Source organism: Leucobacter musarum subsp. musarum, assembly GCF_001273845.1.
Lineage (GTDB): Bacteria > Actinomycetota > Actinomycetes > Actinomycetales > Microbacteriaceae > Leucobacter > Leucobacter musarum.
This window is the reverse complement of the sequence record NZ_JHBW01000014.1, coordinates 1-329: the sequence shown is the minus strand read 5'-3', so window position 1 is coordinate 329 and position 329 is coordinate 1. Positions and strand designations below refer to the sequence as shown.

Genomic DNA, 329 nt, shown 5'->3' with positions numbered 1-329 from the left:
CAGCTCCGAGAGCACCCGTCCGAGCAGCGCGGACCGTGCTCGTCCGCCGAGCGCACGCCCCGCGCCCGGCGCCACCACCGCGGCGCCGGCGACGAGCGCGTCGTCGGCGACGACCAGTTCCGACAGCGGGGCGGCGCGCAGCTGAAGCGCCGACTCCAGTTCGGCGAGGCCGGGCGTCGGCCCCACCCACAGTTCGCCGTGGGTCGCATCCGCGTGGAAGGCGTCCTCCCCCGGGCGCGCGGGCGGCGTGAGATAGAGCGTCGCATCATGCCCGCCCGCGATCGGGCGCATCACCAGCACCCCGTCTTCCACGGGATGCCCCACCGACC

Annotated in this window: 1 pseudogene; it reads right to left on the bottom strand. The window is 76.3% G+C overall.

Features of this window, described 5'->3' with window-relative positions:
- Positions 1–329, bottom strand: a pseudogene (locus CH42_RS16695) (aminopeptidase P family protein); the annotation flags it as partial.